Here is a 12,506-nt window from a genome sequence, read left to right as displayed (position 1 = left end):
CCTTTGCGAGCAACGGAGCACCATGACCCCTTCCTCTTCCCCCGCTTTTCTCGTCAGCGGCGTCATCCTCGCGGGCGGTCGCGCCACCCGCATGGGGGGCGATGACAAGGGCTGGGTGCCCCTCGCGGGCACTCCCCTGATCGAACACGTGCTGACCCGCCTGCGCCCCCAGGTGAACGAGGTGCTGATCAACGCCAACCGCAGCCAGGCTCGCTACCGGCAGCTTGCTCCCGTCATCGGGGACGCGCAGGCCGACTTCCAGGGGCCGCTGGCCGGCATGCTGGCGGGGCTGACGGCGGCCCGTCACGACTGGGTGCTGTTCGTCCCCTGTGACGGCCCCGCCCTGCCCCTTGATTTGATGACCCGCTTTCGCGCCGCCATCACCCCGGACACCGATCTGGTGGTGGCCCACGACGGGGAGCACCTCCAGCCCGTGGTCGCCCTGCTGCATCGCACCCTGCGCCCCTCCCTGCAACAGGCGCTGGCGGACGGGGAGCGCAAGACCGGGGCCTGGTTTGCCCGCCACCGGATGGCGGTGGTGCCCTTTGCCGATCTGCCCGACGCCTTCGTCAACCTCAACAGCCCGGCCGAACTCGCCGCCTGGGAGGCGAGGCTGCGGGAAGGGGGCGCGCCATGAGCCCCCTGCCCCTGCTCGGCTTCGTCGCCTGGAGCGGCACCGGCAAGACCACCCTGCTGGAGCGCCTCATCCCGCGCCTGGTGGCGCGCGGTCTGCGCCTCGGGGTGCTCAAGCACACCCACCACGCCTTTGACATGGACCAGCCCGGCAAGGACAGCCACCGCCTGCGCCAGGCGGGCGCCACCCAGGTGATGGCGGCCTCCGACCGGCGCCACGCCCTGATCCGGGAGACCCCGGAGGGGGAGCCCCCCTTCGAGGCGCTGCTGGCCCGCTTCGATACGAGCGCCCTGGATCTGCTGTTGGTCGAGGGGTTCAAGCACAGGCGCTTTCCCAAGGTGGAGCTGTATCGCGCCGCCATCGGCCGGCCCCTGCTCTTCCCCGATGATCCTGACATCGTCGCCCTCGTGAGCGACGCTCCCCAGGCCACGACCCTGCCCCGATTCCCCTTCGAGGATCTGGAGGCCATCGCCGACTTCATCTGCGCCCGGTTGCCCCCGCACGCCCCCCGTCAGTCCCCGCCGCCCCTTCGCCTCTGCGCCCGGCTGCTGGCGGCCCTGCCCCCATCGGCAGAGCAGGGCGTTGTGCCCGGCTTGCTCAGTCAGGACGAGGCGGGCACCCTGCTGGTGCGCCCGGTGGATGGGGGCCACGACAGTGCCAACTGCCGCATCGAACGGGCGCCGGGTAGCGCGGCCCTTCCCCCCGGCGAGCGGGTCATGGTGCGCCTGCATGAACCGGAGAAACGACGCAGGTCAAGGCGAATGCCGTCCCCCTTGCTATCCTCACAACCCTGACCCGAGATAAGAGAACGCCCTTGCGCCTCAATGCCCCGCTCTCCCGCTTCGATCTGCTCATCTATGGCCGCTACCGCCTGGTCCACGGCCTGCGCATCGCCCTGGCCTTCACCCTCACCTTCCTGCTGACCCGGGAGCTCAAGCTGCCGGAGAGCACCTGGCCCCTCATCACCCTGGTGGTGGTGATGGGCCCCATCTCGTTCTGGGGCAACGTGCTGTCGCGCGCCCTGCAACGGGTGGTGGGCACCGTCTTCGGCGCCGCCTGCGGGGTGGTGGCCCTCTATCTGGAGCTCTACTCCATGCCTCTGATGCTGGCCTGGTGCTGCGCCATCATGTTCCTGTGCGGCTACCTGGCGCTCGGCAAGCGCCCCTATGTGGGGCTGCTCATCGGCATCACCCTGGGGGTCATCGTCGGCGGGGTGCCCGGGGACATCGAGACCGCGCTCTGGCGCAGCGGCGACGTCATCCTGGGGTCGGTGCTGGCCCTGCTGTTTTGCAGCATCTACCCCCAGCGGGCCTATACCCACTGGCGTCTGCAGATGCACGACACCCTGCAGCAGGCCGGGCGGCTCTACCACACCCACCTCTCCCCCAACGTGCTGGAGCGCCCCAAGCTCACCCGAAGCCATGCCCGCCTGCTCGCCAAAATAGTCAGCCTGCGCCCCCTGCTGGCCCCGGCGGTCAAGGAAACCCGCCTTGGCAGCCCGCTGTTCGAGGCGACCCAGACCACCCTTCGCAACAGCGTCTGCACCCTGGAGATGCTGGCCAACACCTATTGGCGGGATCGCCAGAGCCACTTCCTGATGCAGAGCCACCCCGGGCTTCGCGCCTGCCAGCAGGCGACGGAGTCGGTGCTCACCGAACTCGCCCTCATGCTCAAGAGCGGCGATACCACGGCGGCCGACCAGGCCATCGGCCGCCTGCAAGCCGCCGCCCGGCTCGATGGGGACGCAAGCCAGGCACCAGGCCAGGGACACGACCCCACCCTTGGCGGCTACCTCTGGCTCAATCTCCATCTCATCGAGCAGCTCGCCCACCTCCATCGCTTGCTGGGGCTGGTGCTGCAACCCTATGCCAAGCCCTCGGCCCGCCCCTGATCGCGCCGCCTTCAACCGCCCACAAACAAGCCCCGCCGTTGCGGGGCTTGTTTGTCTCGGGCTCGCGCCTTAGCTTGCACGAGCCAGGGGCTGCTCCGGGGTGAGGTAGAGGGAGAAGTCCTCTATCCCCGCCTTCAGGGCGGCAAAGCAGTCGGGGTCGATGGCCGTGCCCAGGTTTTCCGCCATCATCTCCAGGGCCCTCGGCACCGGGATGGCATCCCGATAGGGGCGCTTGGCGGTGATGGCATCGAAGATGTCGGCGGTGGTGATGATGCGCGTCTCCAGGGTGATCGCCTCCCCCTTGAGCCCCTTGGGGTAGCCCTTGCCGTCGAGTCGCTCATGGTGGGCGCCAGCCACTTGGGCCAGCTCCTCGAAGGCGCCGATGCGGCTCAGGATCTCCTCGGTGTAGGCGGCATGCATCTGCACCGCCGCCCACTCCTGCTCGTCAAGCTTGCCCGGCTTGTCGAGGATGGCGTTGCTCACCCCGAGTTTGCCCACATCGTGAAGCAGGGCACCCCGCTTGAGCCAGCGTCGCCGCGCCTCGGACAGCCCCATCTGGGCGGCGAGGATGTCGGTATAGAGCGCCACCCTGCCGCTGTGCCCTGCGGTATAGGGGCTCTTGGAGTCCACCACCTGGCCGAAGGCCGCAGCAATCTCATCCAGATAATCCTCATCCAGCGCCACCTCCCCCTGCCCCGCCGGGTGGGCGAAGACCCGCTCCGCCAACGCGGGATCCGCCAGCCCTTGCCAGAAGGCGTCATCGGCCAGCGCCTCGAAGGCATTGACCAGGGCGGGATCAAACCAGTTGCCGCTGCGCTCGCGCAGCTCCCTCATCGCCGCGTCCGGCCCGGCGGCGGCGTGAAACACGTCCACCACCTGACAGAGCAGGGCGATGCGGGAGAAGAGCGGGATGGCCTCTCCCGCCAGTTGTTGCGGCCGCCCTTTGCCGCTCCAGTGCTCATCCAGGGAGAGGATCCCCTGGGCCACCTCGTCGCTGAAACGCAACTGGCGGGCGATGTCCGCCCCCCGGTGGCAGCGGGTCAGGATCAGCTCGTTGGCTATCTGATCCCCGTTGCGAAAGATGTGGAACAGGCTGCGAAAACGGCCCAGCAGATCCGCCTGCAAGCCGGTGTGGCCCAGCACGAAGTTGACCACCTCGGAGAGGGAGCCATCCACCAGCTTGAAGTCGCGCTTGAAGTGAAGATCGTCGGTGAGATAGAGCTCGCAGATGCGGGCGGCATTGCTGCTGCACCCCAGATCCTTGAGCAACAGGGTGTAATAGAGGTCGTGGCGCTGCCGGGCATCCAGTCCCAGTTGCTCCCCCAGACGAGAGCCTATCCAGCAGCAGCGGATGCAGTGGCCTCTCGGCTGCCCTTCCGTCATGTCCAGGGCATGACTGAGAGAACCAATCAGCTCTGCCAAACGCAACCCGTTTACCGTCATAGCCCACTCCCTCTACATCGGGGCGTACTTGCCCGCAGGCATGTATAGCATTTGTCGGGAGTAAAGGATCAGGGGCGCGACAAATTATACCTGCACCGCTCCCCGGCTTGCCGCCGCATCGCGCTGCTCGCGGCTCAGGGTCGAGACCAGTTTGTCGTCCAGGTAGAGATCCAGTCGCTCCCCGCGCATCTCTCCCCGCATCAGGCTGCGCTGAACGTCGATGTAGTGGATCTCCATCTGGGCGGTGCGCTCGTCCGGGTAGCTCACTTGCACCTCGCGCACCCCTTGGGGCAGCAGGGCCAGCGGCACCTGGTTGAGGGCAGGATCCAGGTGCTGGTTCACCTTGATGATCGCATCGCTCTTCTGATCCACCAGGGCGGGCGCCTTGCCGGTGATGGGGTTCTTGCCGGACCAGAATTCGATGGTGTTGAACACGAAGAGATCCGCCGTGGCCGCCAGGCCATAGACGGGGGAGAGCAGCACGAAGACGCCGGCACGGCCGTAGCGGTTGTCCACCACGCTGAGGTTGCCCTTGGTCACCATGGAAGAGAGGCCCATCTGACCCATGCAACCACCGAGCCCCAGGCTCGCCCCCACTCCCAGCAGCAGGGCCAGTGCCCTGCCTCTCTGTCGTACTGCCATTGTTGTCTACCTGCTCAATAAAAAGGAGGCGGCAGCCTAAACAAGGGGGCCGGGCGGCACAATGACGAAGGGGGGCGTCATACAGCCAGGGTTCAGCCTGGCCGTCCGATCGCTCACTCTGTTGGCAATCTTGCGGTCAGCCCCTCAGATGGAGAGGGCCGACACCGTCTGGGAGACCCTGTCCGCCTCCTGGTGGATCTCGCTCATCAGCTTGTCCACCCCGGCGATCTGCTGCTTGCCGAGTTCGGCGCTGCCCGCCACCCCAGCCATGTCGTCGGTCACCCTGGCGGTCAGCTCGCGGTTCTTCTGCACCACCCTGGCGATCTCGTCGGTAGAGAGCGACGTGCGGGCGGCCAGCTGGCGCACCTCGTCCGCCACCACCGCAAACCCGCGCCCCTGCTCACCCGCCCGCGCCGCCTCGATGGCGGCGTTCAGGGCCAGCAGATTGGTCTGATCGGCGATGGCGCTGATGGTCGAGACGATGGCCTCGATGCTTCTGGACTGCTCGTTGAGCTGGCCGATGAGGGCGATGGCCTCATCCACCTGGGAGGCGATGAGGGAAGAGGTCTGCACCACGGCGCGCAGCAAGCCCGCCCCCTCCTCTGCGCTGTGCAGGGTCTCCTGGGCGGTGCTGTGGGCCAGGCGGGCGGCCTCCCGGGTCGCGTGGTTCTGCTCGATGCGCGCGGTGATGTCGCTGGCGAACTTCACCACCCGCACCACCTTGCCGTTGCCATCCCGGATGGGGTTGTAGGTCGCCTCCAGCCAGACGGCCTGCCCCCGGCTGTTGTGGCGCATGAAGAGGCCGGATTTGAACTGGCCCCGGGCCAGTTCTTCCCAGAAACGGGGCTGCTCGCGCAGAAAGGCTTCGTCACAGAAGATCCTGTGGTGCCTGCCCGCGATCTCACTCAGGGTGTAACCCATGACGCTCAGGAAATTGGCATTGGCATGGAGGATGTCGCCGTTCGGGGTGAACTCGATCATGGCCCGGGAGCGGTCCAGCGCCTCGGTCAGCGCCTCGAGCCGCCCAAGCCGCTGGTGCTGTTCGGTGACGTCGCTGGCAATCTTGAGTACCCGGGTCACCCGGCCCTGGTGCTTCACCGGGAAATAGGTCGCCTCCAGCCAGCGCGTCTCCCCCTGCCGGTTCACGCGCTCGAAGGTGCCTGACTGCACCTCCCCCTGAGCGAGACGCCGCCAGAACTGGCGATAGTCACCGGACTCCCCCCAGGCCCTCGGACAGAGCTGGCTGTGGGGCTGCCCAATCAGTTCGGCGGCACCATATCCCATCAGGGCCAGGAAAGGGGTGCTCGCCTCCTGGATGATCCCCTCCGGGCTGAAGATGACGGTGGCGGCACCCGCCTTGATCGCCTCTATGATGCCCTGCTCCTCGTCGAGCCGGGTCTGACATGCCTGCAACTGCGCTTTGAGCTTCTGATTGAACATGACACTTCTTCCTCGTTGACCATCCCCATGGGCAGCACGGCCTCACCCACAGAGGGTATCGGCACCGCCAGCGCCGACATAAGTGGTCGGACGACTGAAACGAATGGGGCGCGCAGTGTATAGAAAAGCGGCGATGCCGCCAAGGGCTCCCAGTACGCAGCCCTTGTGAAAGAGGATCAACCCGGTGCAGAAAAAGAGGAGGCTAACGGCCAGGTACGCACTCGAGGCAGGCGGGATTGGCGGCAAAGCCGAACCGTTCGTAGATAGCGCGCCCATCACTGCTGGCATGGAGCCACAGCTTGCCCAGTTGCTGCTCGCGGGCATACGCCACCATGGCCACCAGCAGGGCATTCGCCATTCCCCGTCTGCGCCAGGCCGGCCGGGTGTAGATGTTGAGCAGGTACCCTTCCCGCCCCGCCAGATTACCCGGGTAGGGCGGGCGCACGAAGAGTGCCAGGGTGGCACACGCCACCACTTCGCCCTCCTCTTCCACCACCCAGCTACGGGCGCTGCCCTCTTCCTGCGCCTGAATGAAGTAGGCCTGCGTCGCCTCCCTGAGGACCGGATCCTCATCGGGCCGGGCAAGTTCCCCCACCTCGCAAAAGAGCGCCATGCGCAGTGTCGTCAGGGCAGGAATATCGGCCGCCAGGGCCTCGCGAACCTTCATCTCTTCTCCTTTGCATTCCTTTCCCACCCCTCAGTCAGGCAGGGCTCGCGTGCGGCCACCTTACGCCGGAGGCGAGCGACGGGCAAGGCGCCAGCTGTCGAGCCCCAGGGGGCCCGCCCCCCACACGGCCAGGGTCAGCAGCATCCAGCCCCACAACTGGTGATCGTGAAAGCCTCCCGCCCAGAGGGCCGGGTAGGAGATGACCGCCATGGCGTTGAAGCCAAACAGCAGCAAGGCGACCGGACGGGTGAAGAGGCCCGCCAGCAGGAAGAGGGGCAGCAACAGCTCGGTCGCCGTGCCCGCATAGGCCGCCCACTGCCAGGGCAGCAGGGGCACCTGATATTCGAACTCGAACAGATAGAGGGTGCTGTCCCAGGCCGTTAACTTGAGCCAGCCGGATCGCAGAAAAATGGTGGCGACCCAGAGCCTGGCAAGCAGCAACAGGCCACCGCTGCACCAGGGCAAGATGCGTTCAACAAGGGGGCCAAGGGGCCTGGCAAGGGTTTGCGTTGTCATGGGGCAAGCTCCAGATCGACCAGCAGGTCGAGGGTGATGAGGGGGGCCAGGTGTTCGGCCATGGCGGGATCCTGAACCAGCAGGCTGGCCAGCGGCCTGCCCTGCAGGCAGCCTTGCAGCAGACGCCAGGCGGCGGCATCCAGGGGAATGGGGTCGACCCGGTGTCCGGGGCGTTTCTTGAGTGCCAGGGAGCAGACAGCATCCAGTTCCCTGACCGTCTCACCGCCGTGCAGGGCCATCTGCCAGAGCGCCAGCACCGGATGGGGGCTCTCCAGGAGTTGAAGATCGCAGGCAGGATGCAGCACCAGCCGCTCCCAGTGCTCAGGGGTCATGGCGGCAAGCCGCTCGGCGGGCCAGCGCCGCGTCTCTGGCGCAAGCAGCGAGACCCGCTCCAGCCCCCACTCGAAGCGGGCCAGATCCCCGAGCCAGGGCAACGCGGCCGTGGTGGGCAAGCGTGCCAGCCAGTCGCCAAAGCCCTCCCCGTAGTCCATGACGCTCCCCTCCTCCAGAGGTGCCGCCAGCACGAACCCTCGTGCCGCCGCCTCAAAGAAAGTCTCGCCAACCATGGCGCGTACCGCGGGGTAGCTGCTGGCAAGCACCTCGGTGAGGCCGAGGATGAAGTTGTTGCGATAGATCTGCAACAGGGCGTCGGGGGCAAAGCGTCCCGGCTGGATGTGCCCGAGGATGGCATCATCCTGGCCGAGCAGACCGCTCGCAAAAGCGCGTTGCAGGGAAGCAAGCTCAGACATGGGCGGCCTCCCCGAGCAGCCCGCTCGCAAAAGTACCTTGCGGGAAAACACGCTCAGACATGGGCGGCCTCCCTGGATGGTTGCTGTGCTGCGCTCAGGATCTCGCTGGCACGCTGCGCCTCTCCCAGCAGCACCGGCAGCGGGGGGATCGCCAGATCCCATTCAATCAGGGTGGGGATGGCGCGCTGCTGGCAGACCTGCTCGTAGAGCGCCCAGACGGGCTCGGCCACGGGGGTGCTGTGGGTATCGATATAAAGGGGCCCCTGAGGCAGGTGCTTCTCGGTAAAACCGGCCAGGTGAATTTCGCCGACCGTGTCGAGGTCGATAGTCGCCAGATAGTCGTCCACCTCCAGGCCGTGATTGACTGCGCTCACATGGAGGTTGTTGAGATCGAGCAGGACGCCGCAACCGCTGCGCCCAGCCAGCTCGGCCAGAAACTCGTCCTCCCCCATCTCCCCCGCCAGTTGCAGGTAGGAAGAGGGATTCTCGATGAGCAGTTGTCTGCCCAGTGTCTGCTGCACCCGATCTATCTTGTCGCTCATGTGCAAAAGAGCGGCCCGGGTGTAGGGCATGGGCAGCAGATCGTTGAAATAGCGCCCGCCGATGCTGCCCCAGCTCAGGTGCTCCGACACCCGCACCGGCGAGATGGCCGCCACCAGGGCTGCCAGCTGGCGCAGGTGCCCGGCATCGAGAGGATCGGCGGAGCCCAGCGACATGCCGACTCCGTGAAGGCTCACGGGGTAGTGCCTCGCAAGCTCCGCCAGCACCTCGAAGCCCTGGCTGTGGCGCTCGAAGTAGTTTTCGCTGTGTACCTCAAGCCAGCCCACTCCGGGCAGGGTGTGGCGGATCTCGTCGTAGTGCGGGGGGCGTAAACCGATACCGATCAAGGGGTTCATGGCTGGGCTCTCAATAGATAGGGCCATGATGTGGCGGGCGCCACACCATGGCATGCGGCTTACTTGGGTTGCAGGGACCCGCCAGCGAGCTTCTCGCACAGCCCCTTGGGCACTACCACGAAGGCATCCCCCTGGGCATCCATCTTGGCGGTGCCGGCGCAGGATCCACCCTTGGTGGCGCAGTCGTTCTTGCCCGCCTTGACCACGCCGTAGCACTTCTCCTTGTCATCCGCAGCCATGGCCGGCGCGGCGATGAACTGGGCACCCAGGGCCAGCAGACCCGTCATGGCAGAGGCGATGGCAGTACTCTTTTTCACGTTCATGTCTCTATTCCTTGTTGTCGAGAGTGATGTCTCCGGCGCATCTCATCCGGCTACGTTCAATAGAACCGGACGAGGGGGGAAAAGATTTCCCAAAAAACGGCATCAACTCGCTATTAACAAACAAGAAAGCGGTAACCATCTGATTTAAAGGCATAAAATACGATGAAAAAAACAGGACGACGAGTGCCTCCCCCACGGTGCTCATGGCCGTTGACCCCGTCACTCGCCGTCCACCCCTTGTCTGCTTTGCACCCGAGGGGCCTATAGTGTCTTGAGTCCTTCCACCCAAAGGTGTCCCATGAACGCTCCCCGTCCCCCCAGATGCACCCTGTCGCTGCCCATCTTCATCCCGGGTCTGCTCTTCATCCTGGCGCTGCTGGCCATCTGCTCCCTGGCCCCGGAGGCCGCCGCCCGCTTCTTCGGCAGCGGCCAGAGCTGGATAGCCCAGCACTTCAGCTGGTTCTATGTGCTGGTGGTCGGCATGTTCCTGATCCTGCTGCTGGTGATCGCCTTCAGCCACTTTGGCAACATTCGCCTCGGGCCGGACGATGCCCGCCCGGAGTTCAGCTTCACCTCCTGGCTCGCCATGCTGTTTGCCGCCGGCATGGGGATAGGGCTCATGTATTTCGGGGTGGGCGAGCCCATGAGTCACTTCGTCTCCCCGCCCCAGGCGACGCCCCTGACCCAGGTGGCCGCCCGCGAGGCCATGGTCACCACCTTCTTCCACTGGGGCTTTCACGCCTGGGCCATCTACGCCATCGTCGGCCTGGTGCTGGCCTACTTCGGCTTTCGCTACAACCTGCCCCTGACCATCCGCTCCGGCCTCTATCCCATCTTCAAGGAGAAGATCCACGGGCCGCTCGGCCACGCGGTGGACGTCTTCGCCCTGGTGGGCACCATCTTCGGCATCGCCACCACCCTGGGCTATGGCGTGATGCAACTCTCGGCGGGGATCACCCGCCTCACCGGCATGGACACCTCGGGGGAGCTGTTTCGCTTCGGCCTCATCGGGGTCGTCATCGCCCTCGCCGGCATCTCGGCGGTCACCGGTCTCGACAAGGGGGTGAAGCGCCTCTCCGAGCTCAACCTCTTTCTCGCCATCGTGCTCCTGCTGTTCGTGCTGGTAGCCGGCCCCACCCAGTACCTGCTGGGAGCCCTCTCGGAGAACATTGGCAACTATGTCTCCTCTTTAAGCCAGCTCACCTTCCGCACCTTCACCTACAGCGAGACCCGCCAGGCGGGCTGGTTCGGCAACTGGACCCTGCTCTACTGGGCCTGGTGGATCTCCTGGTCCCCCTTCGTCGGCCTCTTCATCGCCCGCATCTCCCGCGGACGCACCCTGCGCGAATTCATCCTCGGCGTCCTGTTCGTGCCCACCGCCTTCAACCTGCTCTGGATGACGGTGTTCGGCAACGCCGCCATCTGGGCCAGCCAGCATGAGGGGGGCACAAGCCTCATCGACTCGGTCGGCAACATCGACACCCTGCTGTTCAACTTCTTTGACCTCTTGCCGGGAGCGGACATCACCTCGGCCCTCGCAGTGATCCTCATCAGCGTCTTCTTCGTCACCTCCGCCGACTCGGGAGCCTTCGTCATCGACAACATCGCCACCCAGGGCAAGGAGGGCTCACCGATCTGGCAGCGCCTGTTCTGGGCTCTGCTGCTCGGGGTCACTGCGGGTACCCTGATGAGCACAGGGGGGCTGGCGGCACTCCAGTCCATGACCCTCATCGCCGCCCTGCCGTTTGCCTTCATCATGGTGCTGCTCTGCCTCGGACTCTGCCGCGGCCTTGTCGCAGACAAGGAGCACTCGGCCAGGCGCCTCTCCCCCGCCACTGACTTCTGGAACGGCAAGCAGTGGCGCACCCGGATGGATCACCTGCTGCGCCCCTCCACCGAGCAGGAGGCCCGCGCCTTTGTGGACAAGGTCGCCCTGCCCGCCCTGACGGCCCTGAGTCAGGAGTTCGCTGCCCGGGGCATCACCAGCCGGGTCGAAGAGGATGGGCCGGATCAGTGCCATCTGCTGGTGCCCCAGCAAGGCCGCCGGGACTTCTGCTACGGGGTGCGCATCGAGGCCCGCCCCGCACCCGCCTTCAACCCCCTGGAGGCGGCCCACAACCACGATCCCGAGGCCCGCATCTTCGAGCCCATCACCTATTTTGCCGATGGCCGCGCCGGTTACGACATCCAGTACCTGACCCGGGACGAGCTGAGTGCCGACGTCTTGCGCCAGTACGAGCGCTATCTGGTGCTGAGCCAGGACGAGGGGCAGGATCTGCTAAGCAGCGCCCCCGAACATACCCAGCCAACCCAGGGAGAGTGATGACCAGGCAGGGATCAAGTCAGCTCCCCGCCCAGAGCTTATGGCCGGGCACACTGGCGGCGAGAGCTGCCCCCACCACCCATCACAACAGAGAAAGGGGCCCCAGGGCCCCTTTCTCGTCACTGCCTCAACCAGCGTTGATTTCAGAGCCTCAACCGGCTCAGGCGGTTTTCACGCACTTCTGGATAAAGCTGTTCTTGGCCGCCCCGGCGAGCTTCTTGTCCGCCGCCGCCTTCTCGCACTGGGTCGCCTTGTCGGCTGCCCCGTCCGTCTTCACGCACTTTTGCACGAAACTGTTCTTGGCCGCACCGGCCAGCTTCTTGTCGGCGGCCGCTTTCTCGCACTGGCTCGCCTTGGCACTGGCGGAGGCGTCCTTGACGCACTTGCCCACAAAACTGGTCTTGGCGGCGCCCGCCAGCTTCTTCACCGCCGCCTGGGCCTCGCACTCTTGCTGCGCGCCAGAGGTCGCGCTCTGGGCGACCCCCATTCCCATGCCCATGACCGTCACACACAGACTCAACACCATCAGGATCCGCTTCATATGTCACACTCCCATCGTTCTATCCATTGTGGTTAGCCCCCACTCACGCGGGCCAAACGAGGCACTCTTGCCTCGCTGCACTATAGTCCCCCCTCCCCGTGACAACAAAATGCCCCTTCCTTGCCGACAACCCCCTCCTTGCCCCCGCTCCGGCCACCCGGCGCCTTCGCTCAATTGTTGAGCTGGCGCAAAAATCCAGTCATTCCCTTCAGTTGCGTCAACTTTTGACTGGTTTGCGTATGAGGCTTGAGGATATGCTGGCCATTCGGCGCCTACAGCACCATCCGGGCCCCGCCCGCTGGTCGATGGAGCGCATTGGAAGCTGTAATCCACGGGCGGTAGCGTGGGATTATCACTGTGATTGATGAAGTTAGTAGGTTGGCGCTAAGCGCAGCGAAGCCCAACAAACGGGATATTTTACTTCCAAAACAAGGGAAGGTG

12 protein-coding genes and 1 pseudogene are annotated in these 12,506 nt (G+C 65.6%); 4 read left to right on the top strand and 9 right to left on the bottom strand.

Features of this window, described 5'->3' with window-relative positions; genetic code table 11:
- Positions 1–22: 22 nt before the first annotated feature.
- From mobA to I6L36_RS19500, 3 genes and pseudogenes are all read left to right on the top strand, one after another.
- Positions 23–637, top strand: a complete 615-nt coding sequence (mobA, locus tag I6L36_RS19510; RefSeq protein WP_216986801.1) for a molybdenum cofactor guanylyltransferase MobA — start codon at positions 23–25, stop codon at positions 635–637.
- Positions 634–1,119, top strand: a pseudogene (mobB, locus tag I6L36_RS22310) (molybdopterin-guanine dinucleotide biosynthesis protein B); the annotation flags it as partial. The gene mobA and the pseudogene mobB, both read left to right, overlap by 4 nt.
- 329 nt (positions 1,120–1,448) lie before the next feature.
- Positions 1,449–2,525 (top strand): FUSC family protein, encoded by a 1,077-nt coding sequence (locus tag I6L36_RS19500; RefSeq protein ID WP_216986799.1) that lies wholly within the window; start codon positions 1,449–1,451, stop codon positions 2,523–2,525.
- A gap of 69 nt (positions 2,526–2,594) precedes the next feature.
- Here I6L36_RS19500 and I6L36_RS19495 read toward each other — a convergent pair whose 3' ends face one another.
- The 8 genes from I6L36_RS19495 to I6L36_RS19460 form a co-directional block, all read right to left on the bottom strand.
- The gene (locus tag I6L36_RS19495; RefSeq protein WP_201888603.1) at positions 2,595–3,968 is read right to left on the bottom strand and encodes an HD-GYP domain-containing protein; all 1,374 of its coding nucleotides are present in this window, start codon (positions 3,966–3,968) and stop codon (positions 2,595–2,597) included.
- Between the two features lie 84 nt (positions 3,969–4,052).
- On the bottom strand, positions 4,053–4,610 hold the full coding sequence (locus I6L36_RS19490; RefSeq protein ID WP_216986798.1) for a DUF3332 domain-containing protein: 558 nt from the start codon (positions 4,608–4,610) through the stop codon (positions 4,053–4,055).
- A gap of 144 nt (positions 4,611–4,754) precedes the next feature.
- Positions 4,755–6,050, bottom strand: a complete 1,296-nt coding sequence (locus I6L36_RS19485; RefSeq protein WP_216986797.1) for a PAS domain-containing methyl-accepting chemotaxis protein — start codon at positions 6,048–6,050, stop codon at positions 4,755–4,757.
- A gap of 202 nt (positions 6,051–6,252) precedes the next feature.
- Positions 6,253–6,717: a GNAT family N-acetyltransferase gene (locus I6L36_RS19480; protein WP_216986796.1), complete on the bottom strand. Its 465-nt coding sequence runs from the start codon at positions 6,715–6,717 to the stop codon at positions 6,253–6,255.
- Positions 6,718–6,777: 60 nt separating this feature from the next.
- Positions 6,778–7,233, bottom strand: coding sequence for a DoxX family protein (locus I6L36_RS19475; protein WP_041213281.1), 456 nt, complete (start codon positions 7,231–7,233; stop codon positions 6,778–6,780).
- Positions 7,230–7,982 carry a DNA-binding domain-containing protein gene (locus tag I6L36_RS19470; protein WP_216986795.1) on the bottom strand — a complete coding sequence of 251 codons (753 nt, stop codon included), beginning with the start codon at positions 7,980–7,982 and terminating at the stop codon, positions 7,230–7,232. Before I6L36_RS19470 ends, I6L36_RS19475 begins: the two co-directional genes overlap by 4 nt.
- A gap of 53 nt (positions 7,983–8,035) precedes the next feature.
- Positions 8,036–8,878 (bottom strand): DUF692 domain-containing protein, encoded by an 843-nt coding sequence (locus tag I6L36_RS19465; protein ID WP_216986794.1) that lies wholly within the window; start codon positions 8,876–8,878, stop codon positions 8,036–8,038.
- Positions 8,879–8,937: 59 nt separating this feature from the next.
- Complete coding sequence (locus I6L36_RS19460) at positions 8,938–9,201, bottom strand: DUF2282 domain-containing protein (RefSeq protein ID WP_010673595.1); 264 nt, start codon at positions 9,199–9,201, stop codon at positions 8,938–8,940.
- Positions 9,202–9,499: 298 nt separating this feature from the next.
- On the opposite strand from I6L36_RS19460, the gene I6L36_RS19455 reads away from it, so the two are divergent.
- Positions 9,500–11,524, top strand: a complete 2,025-nt coding sequence (locus I6L36_RS19455) for a BCCT family transporter (protein ID WP_201925694.1) — start codon at positions 9,500–9,502, stop codon at positions 11,522–11,524.
- A gap of 160 nt (positions 11,525–11,684) precedes the next feature.
- Here I6L36_RS19455 and I6L36_RS19450 read toward each other — a convergent pair whose 3' ends face one another.
- A complete protein-coding gene (locus I6L36_RS19450; RefSeq protein ID WP_045523943.1) occupies positions 11,685–12,065 on the bottom strand; it encodes a hypothetical protein in 381 nt (126 codons plus the stop codon).
- Positions 12,066–12,506: the final 441 nt, after the last annotated feature.

Origin of the sequence: Aeromonas sp. FDAARGOS 1406 (assembly GCF_019048565.1) — a bacterium.
GTDB lineage: Bacteria > Pseudomonadota > Gammaproteobacteria > Enterobacterales > Aeromonadaceae > Aeromonas > Aeromonas caviae.
The sequence above is the reverse complement of the archived record's forward strand: the minus strand, read 5'-3'. Positions and strand labels throughout refer to the sequence as shown.